The sequence below is a fragment of the Sphingomonas sp. PvP055 genome, from assembly GCF_040546365.1.
Taxonomy (GTDB): Bacteria; Pseudomonadota; Alphaproteobacteria; order Sphingomonadales; family Sphingomonadaceae; genus Sphingomonas; species Sphingomonas echinoides_A.
In genome coordinates this window covers 2,536,780-2,558,685 of sequence record NZ_JBEPNS010000001.1, presented here as the reverse complement: position 1 = coordinate 2,558,685, position 21,906 = coordinate 2,536,780, and the positions used below count along the sequence as shown (strand labels likewise).

Below are 21,906 nucleotides of genomic sequence, written 5' to 3'. Positions count from 1 at the left end.
GTGGTCGGCGGTCAGCCCGCGACGGGCAGCGCCACCTTGCCATCATCGCCGCGCGTCAACGGACCGTAGGCAATCACCGTCTCGAGCAGTAACGGCCCGCCGTACAGATGCGGGAACAGCTGACCGCCGCGCGACTCTTCCCACTTCAGCCCCGCTCCGAACGATCCGAGATCGACCGCTGCGACATGCAGATCGCTTTGCCCGGCGAAATGCTTGTCGACGGTTTCGGTCAGCTGCGCGGCAGTCGACAGATGGATGTAGCCATCCGCCAGATCGACCGGGGCGCCCGCGAACGCCCCGTCCGCTTCCAGCGTCGTCATCTGCTCGGCGGTCAGCACCTTGTAGGCGGTGAGGGGCAGCTCGCTCATTCGCCATCCTCCGGGCCAGCCGCGCTGTCATCGCTGGTGTTCGCGCCATCGTCCGGCGCGAGTTCGACTTGGGTCAGATCGCGGACGTCCGCCTCGGCATCGCCTTCGGCTTCCTCGATCCGCGCCGCCGAGACGACATGCTCGTTCTTGCCGACGTCGAACAGCCGCACGCCCGCCGAGTTCCGCCCGATCACGCGCATCGAGCCGAGCGTGGTGCGGATCACCTTCGCCTGGTCGGTCACGAGCATCAGCTGGTGGCCCTTGGTCGCGGCGAAGCTCGCGACGACCGGACCGTTGCGCGGGATGTTGTCGATGTTGGTGATGCCCTGGCCGCCGCGCCCGGTGCGGCGATAGTCGTAGGCGGAGGACAGCTTGCCGTACCCGTTGGCGCAGACCGTCAGGATGAACTGCTCGCGCTCCATCAGTTCCTGATAGCGCCCCGTGTCCATCGTCGGCTCGCCCTCGCGCTCGCCCTTCCACGGGGCGAAGCGGAGGTAATCCTCGCGCTCCTCCGGCGTCGCGCCGACGCGGTGGAGGATCGAGAGCGAGATGACCTTGTCATCGCCCTTGAGCAGCATGCCGCGCACGCCGGTCGAATTGCGGCTCTGGAACTCGCGCACTTCGTCGGCGGCGAAGCGGATCGCCTTGCCCGCGCGCGTCGCGAGCAGGACGTCGTCATCCCCGCTGAGGAGCGCGACGCCGATCAGCCGGTCGTCGGCATCCACGCCTTCGAACTTCATCGCGATCTTGCCCGCGGTGGGCACGTTGGTGAACGCATCCATCGAGTTGCGCCGCACGCTGCCGCCCGCAGTCGCGAACATCACGTGGAGCTTGGCCCATTCGGCCTCGTCCTCGGGCAATGCCAACACGGTCGAGATCGTCTCGCCCTCGGCAAGCGGGAGCAGGTTGATCATCGGACGTCCACGCGTAGCCGCGCCACCTTCCGGCAGCTTCCAGACCTTCATCCGGTAGACCTTGCCGAGCGTCGAGAAGAACAGGACCGGGGTGTGGGTGCTCGTCACGAACAGGTTCGTGATCGCGTCCTCATCCTTGGTCGCCATCCCCGCGCGACCCTTGCCCCCACGCGCCTGCGCGCGGAAGGTGTCGAGCGTGGTACGCTTGATATAGCCCTGCATCGTCACGGTGACGACCATGTCCTCGCGCTCGATCAGGTCCTCATCGTCGATGCCGTCAGCGGCAGCGGCGATTTCGGTCTTGCGTGGCGTCGCGAATTCGGCGCGCACCGCGACAAGCTCCTCGCGCATGACCGCGTACAGCTTCGCGCGGTTGCCGAGGATCTCGAGCAGTTCGGAGATCGAATCGGCAAGGCCCTGGAGCTCGTTGCCGATCTCGTCACGGCCCAGCGCGGTGAGGCGGTGGAGGCGGAGATCGAGGATCGCGCGGACCTGCGCCTCGGACAGGCGATAGGTGTCGCCGGTGACCTCGGCTTCGACCGCCTCGACCAGCTTGATGTAGGGCGCGATCTCGGCGACCGGCCAATCGCGGCTGAGCAACGCTTCGCGCGCTGCGGCGGGGCTGGACGATCCGCGGATGATCTTGACGACTTCGTCGAGGTTGGTGACCGCGATGACGAGGCCGAGCAACAGATGCGCCCGCTCGCGTGCCTTCGCGAGCTCGAACTTCGAGCGCCGCGTGATCACTTCCTCGCGGAAGGTGATGAACGACGTCAGGATGTCGCGCAGGTTGAGCAGCTCGGGCCGACCGCCGCGAATCGCAAGCATGTTGGCGGGGAAGCTCGATTGCGCAGGCGTGTGCCGCCACAACTGATTGAGCACCACGTCCGGGGTCGCATCGCGCTTGAGATCGATGACGATGCGGACGCCTTCGCGGTTCGATTCGTCGCGAATGTCGCTGACGCCTTCGATCCGCTTTTCCTTTGCGGCGTCGGCGATCTTCTCGACCAGGCCGTTCTTGCCGGTCTGGAACGGGATTGCGGTCAGGACGATCGAGCGACGGTCGCCGCGGCCTTCCTCGATGACGTAGCGCGAGCGCACTATCACCGAGCCCCGCCCGGTTTCATACGCAGAGCGCGCACCCGCGCGGCCGAGGATGATCGCACCGGTCGGGAAATCGGGGCCGGGGACGATCTCGATCAGTTCGTCGGTGGTAACTTCGTCACGCGCGCCGGTCGAGGCATCGATCAGCGCGAGCGTCGCGTCGACGACTTCGCCGAGATTGTGCGGCGGGATGTTGGTTGCCATGCCGACCGCGATTCCGCCCGCGCCGTTGACGAGCAGGTTGGGAAAGCGTGCCGGGAGAACCGCAGGCTCGCGCTCCGAGCCGTCATAGTTGGGGACGAAGTCGACCGTGTCCTTGTCGATATCCTCGAGCAGCGAATTGGCCACCTTGGCGAGACGCGCCTCGGTATAACGCATTGCCGCGGGCGGATCGGGATCCATCGAGCCGAAGTTGCCCTGACCATCTATCAACGGCACGCGCATCGACCAGTCCTGCGTCATGCGCGCCAACGCGTCGTAGATCGAGCTGTCGCCGTGCGGATGGTATTTACCCATCGCGTCACCGACGATGCGCGCGCACTTGCGATACGGCCGGTTGTAGACGAACCCGCTTTCGGACGCGGACCACAGGATGCGGCGGTGAACCGGCTTCAGGCCGTCCCGAACGTCGGGCAATGCACGCGCGACGATCACGCTCATCGCATAGTCGAGGTAGCTCGACTTCATCTCGTCGACGATCGAGATCGGGGCAATATCGGAAGGGTCGGCGAGTAGCGTCTCGTCGGTCAATTTGCGGCGCCTTAGGCTGTGTTACGGGATTGCGACAACCCTAGCGGGTCGTGCGTGTGAATGCCACCCCCGAGCGGCATCCGGAACGATCAGAAGGGCACTTCTCCGCCCTCGTAATCGAACAGTTTTCCAGAGTCCGGCACCTTCAACCCCTCGATCGTGTCGAGCAATTGCAACGCGGCGCGCTCGGCATCGAACAGACGACCCGGCTGGACGTTGCCCTGGAACGGTTTGGACAAAGCGGTGTCTACGGTGCCGGGGTGCAGGCCGACGACGATCGCGCGGTCGTTGCGGCGCTTCTCCTCGATCGCAAGCGTGCGGATCAGCTGGTTGAGCGCCGCCTTGGACGCGCGATAGCCATACCAGCCGCCGAGCTTGTTGTCCGAGATGCTGCCGACGCGCGCCGATAGCGCCGCGAACACGCATCGTCCGCTGCGCGGCATCAGCGGCAGAAAGTGTTTCGCGACGATGGCGGGACCGATCGCGTTGATCGCGAAGGTCTTGGCAAGCCACTCGGGATCGAGTTCGCGGAGTGACTTTTCCGGGCCACGGTCGCCATCGTGCAGCACGCCGGTTGCGATGACGATCAGCGTGGGCGCCGGCCCCGTCGACACGGTCGCTGCCGCCGCTGCGATCGTCGCTTCGTCAAGCAAGTCGATATGCCGGTCGCCGCCATACGACCGTGCGAAACCGTACACCTTGTCGAAGGTCGCCTCTTCCACCAGCGCGGCTTCCAGTGCCGCACCGATCCCGCCGGATGCCCCGATGATGACCGCCGAACTCATGCGCGGGTGAACCGCCAGCGATCGGGCGTGCTTTCGTCCGGATCGAACCGATAGCCGTCGCTGTCGAATCCCTGCATCGCGTCGATGTCCGTGATGCGATGTTCGCACATCCAGCGCGCCACCATGCCGCGTGCCTTCTTGGCGTGGAAGCTGACGAACCTGGGACCGTCCGGGCCGGGTTCGCGAAAATCGACGTCGATGACCCGGATGTCGCCGAGCTTGCCGGAAACGGCGTAGAAATATTCCTGGCTCGCGAGGTTGAGAACGACCCCGGATCCTTCGTCGGCCACCGTCTGGCGGAGCGCGTGTGCGATCCGGTCGTCCCACCAGTCATAGAGCGTCTTGCGCCGGGGTGCCCACCGCGTGCCCATTTCGAGCCGGTATGGTCGCATCGCATCGAACGGGCGGAGCAGGCCGTACAGTCCGGAAAGAAGGCGAAGATGATCCTGCGCGAAATCGAGCGCGGGAGCATCGAGCGTCGCGGCCTCCAGCCCGGTGTAGACGTCGCCTGCAAACGCGAACAGCGCCGGGCGTTCGGGTGATTCGGGGAAGCTCGCAAAGCGATCGGCGTTGAGTTTCGCGAGCTTGGGCGAGATGCTCATCAATTCGGCCAGCCGTTTCTGCGACAGATGCGATGCCGCTTTCGCAAGCGTCGTGGCTTCGGCTTCGAACTCGGGACGGGTCGGATCGATCGGCGGCAGCGCGCTGTCGTAATCGAGCGTCTTGGCGGGGGAGAGCAGGGCAATCATGGTCCGTGGCGGTAGCCGTGCGGCGCTTGCGCGTCAAAGTGTTGCCACAGCCGGAAGACGGGAACTCGCGGCGGTTCAAGCGTTGTTCAGCACGGTCGCGACAATCGGTGTCGCTTGACGGTGTTACCCGTGACGCTAGAGCGGCTTGGCATTTCCCCCGCAAGGTCGCCCGTTCGAGGCATGAGGAGAGTTCGGCAATGAAGAAGATTTCGAAAATGGCACTGGCCGGGGCGCTTGTCGTCTCGATCAACGGTGCTGCGTTGGTCTCCCCGGCGTTCGCGAAGAAGAAGGAAGAAGCTTCCAACGCGCCCACGATCTCCAAGGAAGTTCGGGACAACTTCGTCGCGGCGAAGGCTGCGTTGGACGCAACCCCCAAGGATCTTCCCAAGGCTGAAGCCAGCATCACCGCGCTGGATGCCGCAGCAAAGTCGGATTACGAAAAGTACATCGCAACCAGCCTGCGTCTCGCTCTGGTCAGCGCGCAGAGCGCCAGCCAGACCGACGCACAGCGCGCCGCTGCGCTTGCCCCGCTGCTCGACGCGCTGATCGCCAACCCGGCGACCCCGAAGAACGAAGTCGCGATCCGCACCAACGAGCGCGCCGGCTTGTACTTCACGCAGAAGCAGTATGCCCAGGCCGCTGCTGGATACCAGAAGGCAAAGGACCTCGGGTACACCGATTCCGACCTGCTGCTGAACATGGCGCGTTCCAAGGTCGAAGCCGGCGACGTCGAGGGTGGCGTTGCGGCGCTCGATCAGGCGGTCAAGGTTGAGGAAGCCGCTGGTCGCGTGCCGCCTGAGGCGTGGTACAAGTACGCGTTCACGCGCCTGTACAAGGCTGGCAAGGATGAGGCTGGCGACGCATGGACCGCTGGTTGGCTGTCGCATTACGGCACCAAGCAGAACTGGCGCGCAGCAATCTACACGTTCGGCTTCCAGGGTCCGAACGCTGCCAAGTACAGCAAGAACCGCGTCGATCTGTTCCGCCTGATGTGGGCGACGAAGAGCCAGGCTGGCCAGACCGAATATCTGCAATATGCCGATTCGGCGCTGAAGGTCGGTTTGCCGAACGAAGCCAAGGTCGTTCTCGACGAAGGCATGGCGTCGAACGCGGTTCCGGCCACGAACGTCCTCGGCAAGGAACTGGCCGGTCTTGCAAAGACCGGTATCGCGGGCAGCACGCCGGCAGCGACCAAGGAAAAGAACGCACAGGCCGCCGCAAAGGGTGATCTGGCCGGGCAGGCGGGCGACGCCTATTTCGGCTCGCGCAACTATACCAAGGCGGTCGAGATGTACCGTCTGGCCGAGAGCAAGGGCCCGACCGACGCGGACCGCAACAGCCTGCACCTCGGTATGGCGCTGGCGCTGTCTGGCGACAAGGAAGGCGCGAAGGCCGCGCTCGCCAAGGTTGCGAGCGAGCCGAACAAGTCGATCGCGCGTCTGTGGCAGACCTACGTGGCGGCACCCCCCGCCGCGTAACGTCTTCACCAGGCATAAAAAAGGGCGGTCCGATCGGGCCGCCCTTTTTGTTTGTGGCGCTCAGGCGCTGCGGATCGGGATCCCGGGGAGCGACTTTGCGGTCCTGATCGTCAGTGACGTCTTGACGCTGGCGACGTTCGGCGCGGGGGTCAGCTGCGTCATCAGGATGTCCTGGAACCCCTTGAGATCGCTGGCGACGATCTTCAGAATGAAATCGATCTCGCCGTTCAGCATGTGGCATTCCCGGACTTCCGGGATGGTGGCGACGTGCTGTTCGAACGCGGCGAGATCCTGCTCGGCCTGGCTGCGCAAGCTGACCATGGCGAAAACCGTGATCGGATATCCGAGAGTTGCGGGGTCGATTTCCGCGTGATAGCCGAGGATGGCACCGGCTTCCTCGAGCGCACGGACACGCCGCAGGCAGGGCGGGGCGGTCAACCCGACCTTTTCCGCCAGATCGACGTTGGTCATGCGCCCGTCATCCTGGAGCAATTCCAGGATACGCCGGTCGATGGAATCAAAGGACATTACGTAAAGCTCCTGAGCAAAGCGCCGATCGCGTCGCATGGATGGCGCGCGATATAATATAATTGCGGCAGAACGCAATTGTCCCACATTGCTACGACGTAAAATCTTCGGTTCCGAAAGCGGTTGCGTCCGGGTAGAACCCAGGCGACGCTCAACCGTACTGACACCCCTGAGGATTGCCGCTTTTGCGTTTCGACGACAGCCTTGAAACCGTTCTGTCCGGCGACATGTCGTCCCCGATCGGCGCGCAACTCGCATGGCGGCAATTGGTCGATCTGGTCGGGCGGGGCCGGGTCGAGGCCAGTGACCGCGTGATCGAGCGGTTGCGGTCTATCCGCGCCGCCGTGCCGCCTCCGGTACGGACCGCGAGTGCGCGGGCGGTGGCAGACGCTTCTCCGCCGCTGTCCCTCGTCACGCTTTTTGCGGAGGACGAAATCGCGGTCGCCGCGCCGGTGTTGCGGGTCGTGCAGATGGTCCCGGCGGACTGGGCCGAACTGCTGCCGCTGCTGTCCCCGACGGGCCGTTCGATCGTCCGGCATCGGCGCGATTTGCCGTGCGAAGTGATTGCGATGCTCGCAAGCTTCGGTAGCGTCGATTTCGTGCTGGCGTCCCCGGATGCCCCGTCGAGTTCCTCTGTCGATTTTCCCATTACGACCCCGAGCGATCCAGACCCTATGGTGCCCGAGTCCGTCGATCCTGCGCCGGCCGAGGCGGAGGTTGCGGCGGAGGGGCGGGCACCGAGTGCCGCCCCCAACGGCGCCTCCGAAATTGCGGATATGCTCAAGCGGATCGCCGCGTTCCAGCGCGCCCGTGCGTCGTCTTCGCGGGATTCCGCCCCCGCGAACGACCCTGTCGTCGATTCCAGCGAGGAACGCTTTAATTTCGAAACCGATTCGGCGGGCGTGATCCGCTGGGTCGAAGGCGTATCGCGCACGACGATGATCGGGTTCACGCTTGCACAGGTCGCGAGCGAAGGACTGTCCGGTGTCGATGCTGCGGTCGCAGAGGCGTTCAAGGAGCGATCGGCATTTGCCGATCTCGGTCTCTTCGTCGCGGGACAGTCCGATGCTGCGGGCGCCTGGCGGCTCAGCGCGGTCCCGCTGTTCGATCGCGCGACGGGGCGGTTCAACGGTTACCGGGGGAATGCCTGTCGCCCGCACCCCGAGCGGGTTGCCGATGGCACGATGCCCAATGCCGCCGCGATCGCGGATGCGCTGCGCCAGCTCGTGCACGAATTGCGGACGCCGACCAATGCGATCGCCGGTTTCGCCGAGATGATCGAGACCGAAATGCTCGGTCCGGTGCCCGAGGTGTACCGCGGCGAGGCGACCGAAATCCGCAACCAGACCGCGGATCTGCTCGTCGCGATCGAGGATATGGACGCCGCCGCGCGGATCGAAGCCGACGCGGCGCAGCCACGGTCGGATGGATTTTCGATCGCCGATATGCTCGATCGGATCGCGACCGATCTGGCGCCGCTCGCAACCTTGCGCGGTGCGACGATCGCGCTTCATGGTCTGGACGAAACCCTGCGCATCCATGGCGACGGCCGTGCGATCGAACGGTTGATCGCGCGGTTGCTCGCGACCCTGGTCGCCGCGACGAATGCGCGCGAGCAGATCGGCGTGGTCGTGTCGCGCAAGACCCCGTCGCGGATCTGCCTGGTGTTCGATCGCCCGCGCGATCTGGCAAGTCCTGCCGACGAACCCGATTGGGACAACGATACACGCTCGCTTGGAACGGGCTTTGCGCTACGGCTTACCGGAAAGCTCGCGTCCGAGCTGGGCGGCACGCTCGACATCGACCGGACCGTCTTGACTTTGGAGCTGCCCATCGGAGACTTTGGACGGATGGGGCAGGTTCGCAGCAACTGACCGTGGTCGATCCGGCTTCATCGGACGGCTATCGGCCATCTCCGCCAGCGCAAGCGGACCGCATTGTCTGGCCTCCGTCTTTCGGGACACGCTTCATCGTCTTCGTCGACACCGAAGAGGAGTTCGACTGGAACGCGCCCTTGCGGCGGACCGGCTATGGTGTTTCGGCGATCGATGCGCTGCCGGCGGCGCATTGCCGTTTTGCAGAGCGCGATGTGCCGCTGACGCTGCTGGTCGACTATCCGATCGCGACCGATCCCCGCGCGATCGCCTGCGTCCAGGAGGTTCTCGCGGACCCCCGCTGCACGGTCGGCGCGCATCTCCATCCGTGGGTCAATCCGCCGTTCGATGAAATGGTCTCGGCGTATAACAGCTACGCCGGCAATCTCCCGCAGGAGACCGAGGCGGCGAAGCTGGACGTGTTGACCGACGCGATCGAATCCGCCTTTGCAATCCGCCCGCGGTCGTATCGGGCGGGCCGCTATGGGATCGGGCCTGCGACGCTCGGGCTGCTCGCATCGCGTGGGTATTTGGTCGATAGCTCGATGCGGTCGCGCTACTGTTATGCCGCCGACGGGGGGCCCGATTTCGGTGCGATCGACAATAATGCTTTTTGTACGGGTCCTGGCGGCGCGGTGATCGAGCTTCCGCTGACGACGGCGCATATCGGTCTGTTTCGTCGTGGCGGGGAAGGACTGTATCGGGGGCTCCAGCGAGTCCCGCGCGGACGCGGGATTTTTTCCCGGTTGGGCCTGCTCTCGCGAATCGCGCTGACGCCGGAAGACATGCCGGTCGCGGCGGCGCTCGAGGCGATTGCGGTCGTGCTGGGCGAGGGGCTCCGCTTGCTCAGCTTTGCCTTTCATTCTCCGTCGCTCAAGCCGGGGCATACGCCCTACGTCCGCGACGCGGAGGATTTGGCGCGATTTCACCACTGGTGGGACCGGATCCTCCAAGACTTGCAGCGGCGCGGCGTGGCGGCGGCATCGCTCGACGAGGTGATTGCGGCAGCGGGCTTGCCAGCGGCGCCCGGTGGACGCTAACGAACGGTTCGGGGGGCCTGTAGCTCAACTGGTTAGAGCTGGCCGCTCATAACGGCTAGGTTGCGGGTTCAAGTCCTGCCGGGCCCACCATTCTTTACTTGCCAACCGCCACCGCGCACGGCAAAGGCACCGGCACGCGACGCCCTGGTGTCGCAGTCCGGGAATGCCGGGCCAAGCGAACCCTTTTCGCTTCGCCCGAACGGGATCGGGGAGTGGCGCAGTCCGGTAGCGCGCCTGCTTTGGGAGCAGGATGTCGCAGGTTCGAATCCTGTCTCCCCGACCATCCTTTTCACCATCTATCCGCGTCTTCTTGACGGTTTTCCGCCGTTGCGGTTGCTCAGCTGTTGGCGACGATCTGCGCCGTGGGCGTCGGTGCGATCAAGCGCCACGGCGCCGGTCGGCCGAAGCGATAGCCCTGGACGAAGCGACAGCCCAGTTCGATGAGGATGTTCATCTGCGCCTCGTTCTCGACGCCCTCTGCGACGACCGTCTTTCCCAAACCGTGCGCAAGCCCGATGATCGCGCGAACAATCTCCTCGGCATTGTCGGATTCGTGCTCCAGCGCGGCGATGAACGACCGGTCGATCTTGAGCGTATCCACCGGGACTTGTCGCAAATGGCTGAGCGAGGCGTAGCCCGTTCCGAAGTCGTCCAGCGCGATCCGGACGCCGGCATCGTGCAGCGTGTGCAGCGTACCGATCACCCCGTCGGCCGCGCGGCCCAGCATCACGCCTTCGGTCACTTCAACACACAAAGCGGCCGGCGAAACCTGGAAATGCTCGAGCCGGGCCAGAACGCGTTTCGCCGCAACCGGACCGGACAATTGCGCCGACGTGAAGTTGACGCACAGATACGGGATTTCCATCGGATTGTCGCGAAGGAGCCCGAGTGCGATGTCGAGGACATGGTCCTGTACGCGCGGGCCGATCCGTTCCTCGACCAGGATATCGCCGAACTGGCTCGGGATGAGCAGACCATGTTTGGGGTGCTGCCAGCGTAACAGGCCTTCATATCCAACGACGCGATCTTCCTGCAGGTCGACCAGCGGCTGAAGATACAGGCGGAACTCATCGCGTTGCATGGCGAGTTCCGCTTCCTGCGCGAACGCCGTGCTGACTTCGAGCAACGTGCGCAGCGCGGCGTCGTAGCGGTGGTGGCGGCTTCGGCCCAGGCGCTTGGCCTGGTACAGCGCAAGGTCGGCGTTGCGATACAACAGGTCGGGCTCGCGCCCGTCGACCGGACAGCGTGCCGAGCCGATGCTGAGCGACAGCGCCCGCTGCTCGGTGCCATGATGCCAGATCGCGCCCTGCAACTGCATCAGGTCTGCCTCGACGAGCGCCGACCGGTCGTCGGCATCCGCGGCGACGATTGCGAATTCGTCCCCGCCGAGCCTGACCGGGATGGCGCCATGCGTTTCCGTCAGCGCAGCGAGGCGCGATGCGATGTGGCAGAGCATCGCGTCGCCGACCGCATGACCGTGTCGGTCGTTCACGTCCTTCAAATGATCGATATCGATCAGGAACAGCGTGAACGGTGCGTCGCGCCGGGTGGCCACGTGGGTTTGCAGCGCACTCTGGAACGCCGCCCGGTTGCCAAGGCCGGTCAACGGATCGGTCAGCGCGGCACTTCGCAGTTTCTCGGCCTCGATCAGCCCCCATTCGCGGCTTTGTCGCGCGAGCTCGAGCTCGTTGCACAAGGCGCGGAAGCGGTCCGACGTCGCAAGCGACAGGATGATGGCCTCGAACGCCAGCGCGGCGAACATCGCGATGTCGAGCGTATCGCCCTGCGGGAACATGCCGAGGTTGCGCAACACGCGCGCGGCAAAAATCGCGATGACGGGGCCCCAGCCGATGACATAGAACCAGACGACGCGGCTACCGCGCCGGATGGCGTACGCGATGCCCAGGAATGCCATGATCGCGCTGGCCATGACCGACAGGTTGAGCAAGCGATCCATCAGGATCGGGTGAAACACTGCGCCGTCGGTCGCAGCGAGCAATCCGAAAAGCAGCCCGATCCCGGCGAGCCCCCGGCCTGATCGATGCAACCACCGCGGTAGCAACCGGTCTTCGACGAGCGAAAGGAAGAACATGCCCCCGGCGGCGACGAGCAACCCGACCAGAATATAGTCGAGCGTGACCGCGCTCGGGCCGACCAGCCCGGGAATGAGGAGTCCCGCAACGTTCGACCAGGTCAAGCCATACGCCAGCGCGATCGCGATCCACGCAAGATACCATCGCTGGAACGGAAAGCGCCGACCCCGGTCGATCATCACGTTGTACGCGAATGCAGACAGCAATGTGCCGGAAAACAGTCCCATCAGGATCAACCAGCGATCGTGCGACTTCGCTGCTTCTTCGCGTGTCGCGGCGGTTACGGACCGGACCAGCGCCAGATCGTCGATTTTCTCAAACCCCAGGTAGACGGCGCGGATCTCGTTTCCACGGGGCTCGACCGGGAACCTCAGTACGCCACCCGGCGCACCGATACCCTGCATCTCGGTCCACCGTCGGTCCAGGCGGGTCACCGTTCCGTCGTGCTTGATCGTGATGAGGGCGACGCGTTCGAACCGCGTCTGGTCGACGATCAGGCGCCATTCCCGCGGCAGGCTGCCGATCGCGGGTGCATCGAGCCGAAGCCACGTCCACCGACGGGTGTCGGGGCGAACGCTCCTATCGCAGGTGTAGCGAAGACGCTCCACCTCCGCAGTGGAGGGGAGGGCTGTGTCGGTAACGGCGAAACACGTGCTCTGCAGCAACGGAACGGCCGCAAGAGCAGGGCATTCCGGCGTCAGTATCGCAACGCATAGCGCGAAAATGCGAATAACCTTGCCGAACACTTCGCCCCCCTACGAACAATCCATCGACCGCTGCCATATCGGAGTGTGCGTCTCGTTAACGGCACCCCTTTTGCAAGTTTGGTTTTAGCGAATTTCCCACAAAACCTGACGATGCCACCCACCGTCAGGATGAGCAACTCGTCCCCAGAAGACAAGCGTTCATGATCAATGACATGTTTCGCAAAGTTGGAACAGTTGGCGGCGCGTTCGCAATCGGCGAGCGTGGATGTTACCCGACCGACCTACAATCCCGGTGCACGTTTCAAGGGCGTTGCTCTACGCCAGTACGCAAACAATCCATAGCCCGCTCAAGGAAGCGCGCTGGAACCGGACCGATCGTTGGACCGGGATGATGAGGTCACCAGGGCCGGCAACGGGGATCGAAGGATCGTCCATCCGTCCGGAAGATAGTCGGCGGACATGTAGAAATAGAAAGCGCATGATCCGTCAGGACGGTAGCTCGCGCCTTTGAGGATCCCGAGCGCGGTCGTGCCGGTGAAGACCGGGGCGCCGCTGTCGCCACCCTTGCAGGTCGGCCCTGAGACGGCGACCCACGTCGGCAGGCACGCACCGCCGCACAGGTCGCCCGCGGGGGCGAAATCCGTAAACTGGACGACCGCGCAACTATACCCGGTCCGCTCGCCGCGATGGCATACGAAATCCCCTGCGCGCGTGCCGGCGCGGCTGCGCTGGCCGGTGACCGAACGGACGCGCGTCTTGGCGGTGTCGGCAAAGAAGGTCGGTGCCAGGGGTTCGGGGGACAGGTTGATCTGGACGTCGCGGTACCCCCAGCCCCATTGCGCGACGAACGGCAGAGGCACCAGCGCACCGGTGCGGTCTCGGTAGCTCAATTCGTCGACGCAGTGCGCCGCCGTCGCGATTGCCGAGCGCGTACCGTCGGTCACCGCAAACCCTGTGGTGCAGAGATACCGTTTGCCGTCCCCCGGATTGACGCCCTCGACCCGGGCTCCGCCTTCGACCGCGAGATTGACGTCGACATGGTCGACCGCACGAACCTGGACCGGGACACCCGCGATTGCTTCGATCCTCTGCCGGATCGCCTCGGTTCCATCGCGCGCGTCGCGGTTGCCGATCGTCAGGACAAGTTCGCCGGTGCGCGGGTCGAGCCCCATTCCGGGCGGGGTGCGCAACGCCGCGCGGATCGCGGCCTGGTGATTGGTCATCGCCCAGATCACTCGGTCACGCGTCACGGGTGCGCCGGTGCGGAAGATGATCGGAACCGAAGAAACGCCGACGGTGACGCGGCGTTCGGCGACCGGTTCTGTCCCGGTGAGATAGACGGAGATCCGATACGTCGGGCTATGGTCTATCGCGATACCGGCGAGCCGGTCTCGATACCGATCGGCAATCGCGTTCGTCGCAGTGACGCTCGCTTCCTGCAAAAGGAGACGCCGACGCGCTTCCGCGATCGAGACCGCAAAGTGCCGGGCATATTCCCGCGCATCGTCGGTGAGGGCCTCGTCGGTCGATTCGAGGATCGGCGCGGGGAGAGCCGTTGCGTCGACGGGCGCGGTCCGCACCGGATCGACCGGGAGGATCCGGACGATCGGTGGTGGTGCGGGGGGGGGCAGCGTTTGCGCCATCGCGGGCGAAACCTGGAGAAGAAGCAACGCTCCGACGAGCTGGACGATACGCACGAGACGATCGTACCAGCTTCGCCGGAGCAGTGCGAGGCCGCTTAGTGCGTCCAGGCGTCGAACGGGAGGTCGAGCGCCTCGGCGACGGCCTCATGCCGGATCTTGCCGTTGGACACATTCAGTCCGTTGGCGAGGTGGGGATCCGCCGCCATCGCCGCTTCCGCGCCAAGCCCCGCGAGCTTCAGGACGAAGGGCAGCGTCGCATTGTTGAGCGCGAAGGCCGACGTGCGGGCCACTGCGCCCGGCATGTTGGCGACGCAGTAGTGGATCACGCCGTCGACTTCGAACACCGGATCCTCGTGCGTGGTGGCATGGCTCGTCTCGAAGCAGCCGCCCTGATCGATCGCGATGTCGACCAGGACCGAGCCGCGCTTCATCGTCTTGAGCATGTCGCGCGTGACGAGTTTGGGCGCTGCGGCGCCGGGCACGAGCACCGCGCCGATGACCAGGTGCGCGTTCTTCACCGCGGCTGCGATCGCGGCCTTGCTGGCGTAGGCCGTCTTGATCTGGCTGCCGAAGAACATGTCGAGCTCGGCAAGACGCGCGTTCGAGATGTCGTAGATCGTGACGTCGGCGCGCATGCCGACCGCCATCTGCGCCGCGTTGACGCCAGACACGCCCCCGCCGAGGATCGCGACGCGCGCCGGGGCAACGCCGGGAACGCCGCCGAGCAGGACGCCGCGACCGCCCTGTTCCTTCTCGAGATAATGCGCGCCGACCTGGATCGACATGCGGCCGGCGACTTCGCTCATCGGCTTGAGCAGCGGAAGCGAGCGGTCGTGCGCGGTCACCGTTTCGTACGCGATGCAGGTCGCGCCCGACGCCATCAGCCCTTCGGCCTGCGGTTTGTCGGCGGCGAGGTGCAGGTAGGTGAACAGCAGATGGCGGCTTTCGAGCAACGCGATCTCGCTGGCTTGGGGCTCCTTGACCTTCACGATCATGTCGCTCTGCGCGAACACGCTGGCGGCATCCGGCAGGATCGACGCACCCGCCGCGACATAGTCCGCATCCTCGAAATCGATGCCGAGGCCAGCGCCGGTCTGGACCGCGACGCTATGACCCGCTGCAACGAGCTCGGCCACCGACGGCGGCGTGAGGCCAACGCGGTATTCGTGGTTCTTGATTTCCTTGGGGACACCGACGCGCATGAAACTCTCCATTTTCGTTGGCGGCAGAATACACCAGCCGAGCCGGAAAGTGCTTGCAAAGTCCGCGCGCGTCGGCCCTCCAACAGGACGATATTGCGTTGGATGCCGGTTTCGCGCACGGAATAGCCGTATGGATGCTATCGACGTCAAGATCATCGCGGAACTGGGGTCGGAGTCGGGCTTGACCAGCGAAGATCTCGGCGCCCGCGTCGGCCTGTCGCCGTCCGCCGCGCATCGCAGGGTCAAGGCGCTCGAACAGCAAGGCATGATTCTGGGCTATCGTGCCCGTTTGTCCCCTGCGGCGCGGGGCAACCCGTCGACCGTTTTCGTATCGGTCACGCTGACCGATCAGCGGCAGGCGACGATGCTGGCGTTCGAGCAAGCGCTTTCCCGCACCGCACAGGTCAGCGAGGCGCATCTGATGAGTGGTGAATCGGATTATCTGCTCAAGGTTCTGGTGCGCGAGGACGACAGCTACGAACGCATCCATCGCGAGGTGCTTTCGGTGCTTCCCGGCGTCCACCGTCTGGTGACTCAGTTCACGATCCGCACGCTTGCGACCGAGGCGTAAGGGTGGTCCCGCTTGCGGACATCCTGGCGGGGCGGCGCGTTGCGGGGGGACGGGGCGCGTGCTATTGCGCCGCACCATCGAGGCGCTGGCAACCTGCGGTCGATCCGACCTACTTGTTTGAAATCGGCTTGAGATCCAGAATATTGTGAGAACTGTGGACGCATCCGCAACTGACCTGACGACCGTAGGCGACCCCGCCACGATCGAGCCGGAACATCGCAAGAATGGGCTGCTTCGCCTGGCCGTCGGCGCGGTCGGAGTCGTGTTCGGCGACATCGGCACGAGCCCGATCTACGCGTTTCGAGAAACCTTCGCCGGGCATCACCGCCTTGCCGTCGATGCGCTGCACATCATGGGCGTGGTCAGCCTGATCTTCTGGTCGATGATGATCGTGGTGACGTTCAAATACGTCGCGATCCTGATGCGGGCGGACAATAAGGGCGAGGGCGGCAGTCTTGCCTTGCTCGCGCTGGTCAACGGACGGACGACGACGCGGCGCTGGTCGCGCGGGATCATCCTGCTCGGCGTGTTCGCGACCGCCTTATTCTACGGCGACAGCATGATCACGCCGGCGGTGTCGGTGCTGTCGGCGGTCGAGGGGCTCAAGGTCGCCGCGCCGGGCTTGTCGCAATTCGTGCTGCCGATCGCGATGGCGATCGTGATCGCGCTGTTCTCGATCCAGCGGAGCGGCACTGCGCGCGTCAGCCTGTTCTTCGGACCCGTGATGATCGTGTATTTTGCGGTCATCGCCGCGCTCGGCGTGTTGAGCATCGTCGAGACGCCCCAAATCCTGTGGGCGCTCTCGCCGCATTACGCATTTGAATTCTTCGCATCGGACCCGCTCCCAGCGTTCCTTGCACTGGGTTCGGTCGTGCTGGCCGTGACGGGCGCAGAGGCGCTGTATTCCGACATGGGGCATTTCGGGCGCAACCCGATCCGCGTGTCGTGGCTGTGCATCGTGCTGCCCGCGCTGATGCTCAACTATATGGGGCAGGGCGCGTTGCTCTCGCGGATCGGCATGCCTGCACTCGAGAGTCCGTTCTACATGCTCGCGACCGAGCATTTCCGCCTCCCCCTGGTGTTGCTGTCGATCGCGGCCGCGGTGATCGCTTCGCAGGCGGTGATCTCCGGCGCGTTCTCGGTGACGCATCAGGCGATCCAGCTCGGCTTCATCCCGCGGCTCCGCATCGAGCACACCAGTGCCGCGACGGTCGGCCAGATCTATCTGCCGTTGATCAACTGGATTCTCGGCACGATGGTGCTGCTGCTGCTGGTGTTCTTCCGGACGTCGTCGAATCTGACATCGGCGTATGGAATCGCCGTCACCGGTGCGATGCTGATCGATACGTGTCTGCTGTCGATCGTCCTGTTCCGCCTGTGGAACTGGTCCCGTCTGCTCGCCATCCCGCTGCTGGGGATCTTCTTCCTGGTCGACGGGGCCTATTTCACTGCGAACCTCACCAAGGTTTCCTCGGGCGGCTGGTTCCCGCTGCTCGTCGGGTTCTTCATCTTCGTGGTGCTGACGACCTGGTCGAAGGGGCGGCAGTTGATGATCGACCGGATGCGCGAATCGGCCATGCCGATCAAGGTGTTCATCCAGTCCGCGGCGACGTCGGCAACGCGCGTTCCCGGTACCGCGGTGTTCATGACCTCATCGCCCGAAGGCGTTCCGCATGCGCTGCTGCACAATCTCAAGCACAATAAGGTGCTGCACGAGCGGATCATCCTGCTCACGGTCAAGATCGCGGACGAACCATACATTCCCGAGGGGCAGCGCTGCTCGATCGACGACCTGGGCCTCGGCTTCCACCGGATGATCCTGCGGTACGGTTTCGTCGAGGAGCCTGACGTCCCGAATGCGCTCGCCAACGTGCACCGCTGTGGCGCGGAGTTCCGCATGATCGACACCAGCTTCTTCCTGGCCCGCCAGACGTTGTTGCCGTCGTCGCGTCCCGGAATGATGATCTGGCGCGAGAAGCTGTTCGCGTGGATGCTGCGCAATGCGGAAAGCGCGATGGAATTCTTCCGCTTGCCGACCAATCGCGTGGTCGAACTCGGCAGTCAGCTGGAGATTTGACCGTCGACGCCCCCCCTGGCGCCCCGATCATCGTGACGGCGCTGTTCGGCCCCGCGGACACGGCGTTCTTCGACGATCTGCGCCGCACGCACTTTCCGCCCGAGCGGAACCAGCTCGCCGCGCACCTCACCATGTTCCACCACCTCGCGCCGAGCCTGGAGCGGGAGTTGAAGCAGCGCCTGACCGCCGAGACGCGCAGTGTCCCGGCACCGGTCGCGCGAATTTCCGGGCTGCTGTCGCTGGGGCGCGGGGTGGCGTTCCGAATCGCCTGTCCTGAACTGGAAGAGATTCGGGCCGGCTTGGCCGAGGCGTTCGAGACGGTCCTTACGCCGCAGGATCGGGCGGGCTGGCGTCCGCACGTCACCATCCAGAACAAGGTCGAACCGGCTGTCGCGAAGGCGTTGAAGACGACTTTGGAGGCCGATTTCCGCCCGCGCGACGTCCGGATCGTCGGTCTGGCGAGCTGGTGGTATCGCGGCGGACCGTGGGAACCGCTGTCTCGTCACATATTTGCGTAAAAGGCGGTTGACCGCGCAACGGTCCCGCACCTATAGCGCCGCTTCTTCGATACGGCTTGGCGGAGTAGCTCAGCTGGTTAGAGCACGGGAATCATAATCCTGGGGTCGGGGGTTCAAGTCCCTCCTCCGCTACCAAATCGGTAGCGTCGCCGTATCGAAGTGCTAAGCGTGCGCTCCCAAACAGACATAGGGAGCTGGAACGTGTTCAGTCATATCATGGTCGGGTCGAACGATACCGACGCATCGCGCGCTTTCTACGACGCGACTTTGCAGGCGCTGGGCGGCAAGGCCGGGATGGTCGATCCGTCGGGTCGTGTCGTGTACATGCACGACGGCAGCCTGTTCATCGTCACCAAGCCGATCGACGGCGCTCCGGCGTGCCATGCCAATGGCGGGACGATCGGTTTCGCGGCCGAATCTCCAGAGGCGGCGGACGCCTGGCATGCCGCCGGGCTCGCCAGCGGCGGGACGGCGTGCGAAAATCCTCCCGGGGTCCGTGAAGGCTCGTTCGGCAAGCTGTATCTCGCATATCTGCGCGATCCTGCTGGCAACAAGCTGTGCGCGCTGTACCGGATGCCCGCCTGAACCCCGTAGCGCGCCGCTCAAGCCCTTGCTTGACGGCGCGCGCCACCCATGTTGTCAGCCGGCCCGCTACGCCCCTGAAGGCGGCGGGCCGACAGGACGAAAGTGATCATGACCACCTATACCACGCGCATGTTGATCCTCGGTTCGGGCCCGGCTGGGCTGTCCGCTGCCATTTATGGCGCGCGCGCCGGGATGAAGCCGATTCTCGTCCAGGGCATCCAGCCCGGCGGGCAGTTGATGACGACGACCGACGTCGAGAATTATCCCGGCTTTGCGGACGTCATCCAAGGTCCGTGGCTGATGGAGCAGATGCAGAAGCAGGCCGAGCATGTCGGTACGCAGTTGATGTACGATACCGTGGTCGAGGTCGACCTGACCCAGCGTCCGTTCCGCCTGATCGGTGACGGCGGCGACGTGTACGAGGGCGACGTGCTCGTCATCGCGACCGGCGCGCAGGCCAAGTGGCTCGGGCTCGACAGCGAGGATGCGCTGAAGGGCAAGGGCGTCAGCGCGTGCGCGACCTGTGACGGCTTCTTCTATCGCGGCAAGAAGGTCGCGGTGATCGGCGGCGGCAACACCGCGGTCGAGGAAGCGCTGTACCTGACCAATCATTCCCCCGACGTGACGTTGATTCATCGTCGCGATTCGCTTCGCGCCGAACGCATCCTCCAGGAGCGCCTGTTCGCACACAAGGGCGTGACGGTCCTGTGGAACAAGGAAGTCGACCAGTTCGTCGACGGCGGCGGGACGGCCGGGCTCGTCGCGATCGACCTGATCGACACGGTCACTGGCGAGAAATCGCGGCTCGATACCGAAGGTGGCTTCGTGGCGATCGGTCATCACCCGGCGACCGAGCTGTTCCGCGGGCATCTCAAGCTGGACGAAGACCATTATATCTGGACCGAGACCGGCTCGACGCGAACGAACGTGCCCGGCGTGTTCGCGTGCGGCGACGTGATGGACAAGGTCTATCGCCAAGCGGTCACGGCGGCTGGGACGGGCTGCATGGCCGCGCTGGATGCCGAGCGGTTCCTGGCCGAAATGGAATTCGAACTGGCCGAGGCTGCCGAATAGCACCGCAACCGGTGGCTGGAACGCCGGTCAGTCGCGCAGGATCGCGGCGAGGATCTGGCGTTCCAGCCACGCCGCGTCCGCCCCGCCGGCAAAGCTGTGGCTGGCGGTGTCGCAGACATGCACTGGCACAAGATCGCGCGTGGCACGGTCGCTCGTGTCCCAAACGTCTTGAAATGCGATGGCCGTGGCATCGTGCCGGGCGAGCAGGATCGTGGTTGCCGCCGCATTTCTGTTGATCGCCTCGATGCATTGGACGCGAAGGCTGTCGTTCCCTTGTGAACGCCTTTGAACCAGCTTTCCCAAGCCACGAGAAAGCTTGACGAGATCCACACCACCGCGGGCGAGGCGGAGCCACTCGCGCGGGTCGCGCAGTTTGGTGCGGTACCGTGCCCTTATCGCGGCTGCGGGCGGTAACGGATCGGTTTCTTCGATGACCCATGGATTGGCGAGGATCAGGCGATCCACGCCGGCGTCGGCGCCATACAGCGCCAGCGCCGTTGCGGCATCGCAATTCCCGAACGCGATCAGTCGATCGATCCGGGCGACCTCGCGAAACCATGTCGCCGCAGCGGTAATGTCCGGCCCGGAGGAACGAAAGCCGCGATTCTTTCCGGTTGAATCACCAATCCCGCGCCGATCGAACCGGAACACCGGGATCCCCTCAAGCGCCAGCCGCTGGGCGAGGAGCGCCATGCCGCGATGGGCGCCGATCCGTATTTCGTTTCCGCCGGAGACGATCAGCAGGCCGGTCGTGCCATGCGAACCGTCCAGCGTTCCGAGCAACGTTTCCCCCGCACAAGGAAATGCGGTTACCGTTCGCATGCGGCGATCCACGCGACGATGTCGCTCGCGAGCAGCGCGGCGAGTGCCGGGTCGTTGCCGGGTTCCGCGCGCCGCCACAGCGCTGATCCTTCGACCACTCGGTCAGCCGGTTGGGAAGCGTGGCTCAACCGGACGATACGCTGCGGAAGGTCACCGTCGCCGTCTGCACGCTCCGTCCGAAGGCTTTCCAGAAGACTCGCCGGAATCCGGTTCCCCGCGATCTCGACCAGCGGCGTGTCAGGATCCTGTTCGCCGGACGCTCCGGGAGCGAGCCGATCCGACGTGCGCCTGATCCGTTCGAGAACCTGAACGAGGTTGGCACCGCTTTGCGGCGCAAACATCCAGCGTCCGGCTTTTGCAAGATCCTGATCGAGCAACGCGCCGCTCCGCAGCGCGACCGAATAGGGCAGGTTGCGGTCCGACCGGCCGAACGCGGCGCCCGCCGCCGCCATAGCCGAGCGCATATTGGCGAGTGTACACGACCGCAGATCCGTCAGGCTTTCGCCTTGCCCGGGTACGTCCGGCAGGACGCTTGCGATATCACTGTCAGCAAGCGCGCGGCAGAGCGTGACGGCAAACGCGCGGAGGCGGTTGGCTTCCTCGAACAAGGGCAGGGTCACGATCGCCAATGGTCCTTCGGCAGGACCGAAACGCAGCATCAACTCTTTGCCGCCGCGCCAGACGTACTGGTCGATCACCCCGCCGTCATCGCGGCGCGTGCGCCGATGCGAAGCGGACGAGCGCGCCGAAACTCTCGAGCATTTCCCCGTCGACCTCGTCGTCTTCGATCAGAATGCCGAGCCGTTCCTCGATTTCGGTCAGCAGACCTGCGACCGCCATCGAATCGAGTTCGGGAAGCGCACCGAACAACGGCGTATCGTCCTGGAACGCCGCGACCCGCGCCTCGCTGAGGCCGAGCACGTCGCGCAGGCAGGCGCGGATGGTTGTGTCGATCTCGCCATGGTTTTCAGGGAGCACGGAACGCCTCGATTGGATCTGGTTACGGAGGGTTGCGATAGAGAAT

19 protein-coding genes and 3 tRNA genes are annotated in these 21,906 nt (G+C 64.8%); 11 read left to right on the top strand and 11 right to left on the bottom strand.

The window, feature by feature from the left end; all coding sequences use genetic code 11:
• Nucleotides 1-11: 11 nt before the first annotated feature.
• From ABIC16_RS12070 to yaaA, 4 genes are all read right to left on the bottom strand, one after another.
• On the bottom strand, nt 12-368 hold the full coding sequence (locus ABIC16_RS12070; RefSeq protein ID WP_354291292.1) for a DUF952 domain-containing protein: 357 nt from the start codon (nt 366-368) through the stop codon (nt 12-14).
• Nucleotides 365-3,136, bottom strand: coding sequence for a DNA gyrase subunit A (gene gyrA / locus ABIC16_RS12065; protein ID WP_354291291.1), 2,772 nt, complete (start codon nt 3,134-3,136; stop codon nt 365-367). The genes ABIC16_RS12070 and gyrA overlap by 4 nt, the downstream gene beginning before the upstream one ends.
• Nucleotides 3,137-3,225: 89 nt before the next feature.
• On the bottom strand, nt 3,226-3,921 hold the full coding sequence (locus ABIC16_RS12060) for an SDR family NAD(P)-dependent oxidoreductase (protein WP_354291290.1): 696 nt from the start codon (nt 3,919-3,921) through the stop codon (nt 3,226-3,228).
• Nucleotides 3,918-4,670, bottom strand: coding sequence for a peroxide stress protein YaaA (gene yaaA / locus ABIC16_RS12055; protein WP_354291289.1), 753 nt, complete (start codon nt 4,668-4,670; stop codon nt 3,918-3,920). Before yaaA ends, ABIC16_RS12060 begins: the two co-directional genes overlap by 4 nt.
• A gap of 197 nt (nt 4,671-4,867) precedes the next feature.
• Between yaaA and ABIC16_RS12050 the strand changes: the two genes are divergently transcribed.
• Nucleotides 4,868-6,148: a tetratricopeptide repeat protein gene (locus ABIC16_RS12050; RefSeq protein ID WP_354291288.1), complete on the top strand. Its 1,281-nt coding sequence runs from the start codon at nt 4,868-4,870 to the stop codon at nt 6,146-6,148.
• A gap of 60 nt (nt 6,149-6,208) precedes the next feature.
• Here ABIC16_RS12050 and ABIC16_RS12045 read toward each other — a convergent pair whose 3' ends face one another.
• The gene (locus ABIC16_RS12045) at nt 6,209-6,676 is read right to left on the bottom strand and encodes an Lrp/AsnC family transcriptional regulator (protein WP_277968300.1); all 468 of its coding nucleotides are present in this window, start codon (nt 6,674-6,676) and stop codon (nt 6,209-6,211) included.
• A gap of 185 nt (nt 6,677-6,861) precedes the next feature.
• Between ABIC16_RS12045 and ABIC16_RS12040 the strand changes: the two genes are divergently transcribed.
• The 4 genes from ABIC16_RS12040 to ABIC16_RS12025 all read left to right on the top strand — a co-directional run bounded on the left by ABIC16_RS12040 (nt 6,862) and on the right by ABIC16_RS12025 (nt 9,873).
• Nucleotides 6,862-8,550, top strand: a complete 1,689-nt coding sequence (locus ABIC16_RS12040; protein WP_354291287.1) for a sensor histidine kinase — start codon at nt 6,862-6,864, stop codon at nt 8,548-8,550.
• Nucleotides 8,551-8,552: 2 nt separating this feature from the next.
• Entirely contained in the window at nt 8,553-9,590 is a 1,038-nt protein-coding gene (locus ABIC16_RS12035; RefSeq protein ID WP_354291286.1) for a polysaccharide deacetylase family protein, read from the top strand.
• A 13-nt stretch (nt 9,591-9,603) separates the two neighbouring features.
• Nucleotides 9,604-9,680, top strand: a tRNA-Ile gene (locus ABIC16_RS12030).
• Nucleotides 9,681-9,796: 116 nt separating this feature from the next.
• A tRNA-Pro gene (locus ABIC16_RS12025) sits at nt 9,797-9,873 on the top strand.
• Nucleotides 9,874-9,927: 54 nt separating this feature from the next.
• Here the strand turns inward: ABIC16_RS12025 and ABIC16_RS12020 are convergent.
• From ABIC16_RS12020 to ald, 3 genes are all read right to left on the bottom strand, one after another.
• On the bottom strand, nt 9,928-12,348 hold the full coding sequence (locus tag ABIC16_RS12020; RefSeq protein ID WP_354291285.1) for a putative bifunctional diguanylate cyclase/phosphodiesterase: 2,421 nt from the start codon (nt 12,346-12,348) through the stop codon (nt 9,928-9,930).
• 389 nt (nt 12,349-12,737) lie between these two features.
• Entirely contained in the window at nt 12,738-14,087 is a 1,350-nt protein-coding gene (locus ABIC16_RS12015) for a chymotrypsin family serine protease (RefSeq protein WP_354291284.1), read from the bottom strand.
• 41 nt (nt 14,088-14,128) lie between these two features.
• The gene (gene ald, locus ABIC16_RS12010) at nt 14,129-15,235 is read right to left on the bottom strand and encodes an alanine dehydrogenase (protein ID WP_277968305.1); all 1,107 of its coding nucleotides are present in this window, start codon (nt 15,233-15,235) and stop codon (nt 14,129-14,131) included.
• 130 nt (nt 15,236-15,365) lie between these two features.
• Between ald and ABIC16_RS12005 the strand changes: the two genes are divergently transcribed.
• The 6 genes from ABIC16_RS12005 (at nt 15,366) to trxB (ending at nt 20,060) form a co-directional block, all read left to right on the top strand.
• Nucleotides 15,366-15,806: an Lrp/AsnC family transcriptional regulator gene (locus ABIC16_RS12005; protein ID WP_277968306.1), complete on the top strand. Its 441-nt coding sequence runs from the start codon at nt 15,366-15,368 to the stop codon at nt 15,804-15,806.
• Between the two features lie 175 nt (nt 15,807-15,981).
• Nucleotides 15,982-17,883: a potassium transporter Kup gene (locus tag ABIC16_RS12000; RefSeq protein WP_277968327.1), complete on the top strand. Its 1,902-nt coding sequence runs from the start codon at nt 15,982-15,984 to the stop codon at nt 17,881-17,883.
• Nucleotides 17,880-18,401: a 2'-5' RNA ligase family protein gene (locus ABIC16_RS11995; protein WP_354291283.1), complete on the top strand. Its 522-nt coding sequence runs from the start codon at nt 17,880-17,882 to the stop codon at nt 18,399-18,401. The genes ABIC16_RS12000 and ABIC16_RS11995 overlap by 4 nt, the downstream gene beginning before the upstream one ends.
• A 58-nt stretch (nt 18,402-18,459) precedes the next feature.
• Nucleotides 18,460-18,536, top strand: a tRNA-Met gene (locus tag ABIC16_RS11990).
• 66 nt (nt 18,537-18,602) lie between these two features.
• The gene (locus ABIC16_RS11985; protein ID WP_354291282.1) at nt 18,603-18,986 is read left to right on the top strand and encodes a VOC family protein; all 384 of its coding nucleotides are present in this window, start codon (nt 18,603-18,605) and stop codon (nt 18,984-18,986) included.
• A 108-nt stretch (nt 18,987-19,094) separates the two neighbouring features.
• Nucleotides 19,095-20,060 (top strand): thioredoxin-disulfide reductase, encoded by a 966-nt coding sequence (trxB, locus tag ABIC16_RS11980; protein WP_277968309.1) that lies wholly within the window; start codon nt 19,095-19,097, stop codon nt 20,058-20,060.
• 27 nt (nt 20,061-20,087) lie between these two features.
• On the opposite strand, the gene ABIC16_RS11975 is transcribed toward trxB, so the two are convergent.
• From ABIC16_RS11975 to ABIC16_RS11965, 3 genes are read right to left on the bottom strand one after another with little or no spacing between them, the layout of a single operon-like run.
• On the bottom strand, nt 20,088-20,882 hold the full coding sequence (locus ABIC16_RS11975; RefSeq protein WP_354291281.1) for a hydrolase 1, exosortase A system-associated: 795 nt from the start codon (nt 20,880-20,882) through the stop codon (nt 20,088-20,090).
• Nucleotides 20,870-21,580, bottom strand: coding sequence for a hypothetical protein (locus tag ABIC16_RS11970; protein WP_354291280.1), 711 nt, complete (start codon nt 21,578-21,580; stop codon nt 20,870-20,872). The genes ABIC16_RS11975 and ABIC16_RS11970 overlap by 13 nt, the downstream gene beginning before the upstream one ends.
• Nucleotides 21,581-21,587: 7 nt before the next feature.
• Complete coding sequence (locus ABIC16_RS11965) at nt 21,588-21,860, bottom strand: acyl carrier protein (RefSeq protein WP_277968312.1); 273 nt, start codon at nt 21,858-21,860, stop codon at nt 21,588-21,590.
• Nucleotides 21,861-21,906: the final 46 nt, after the last annotated feature.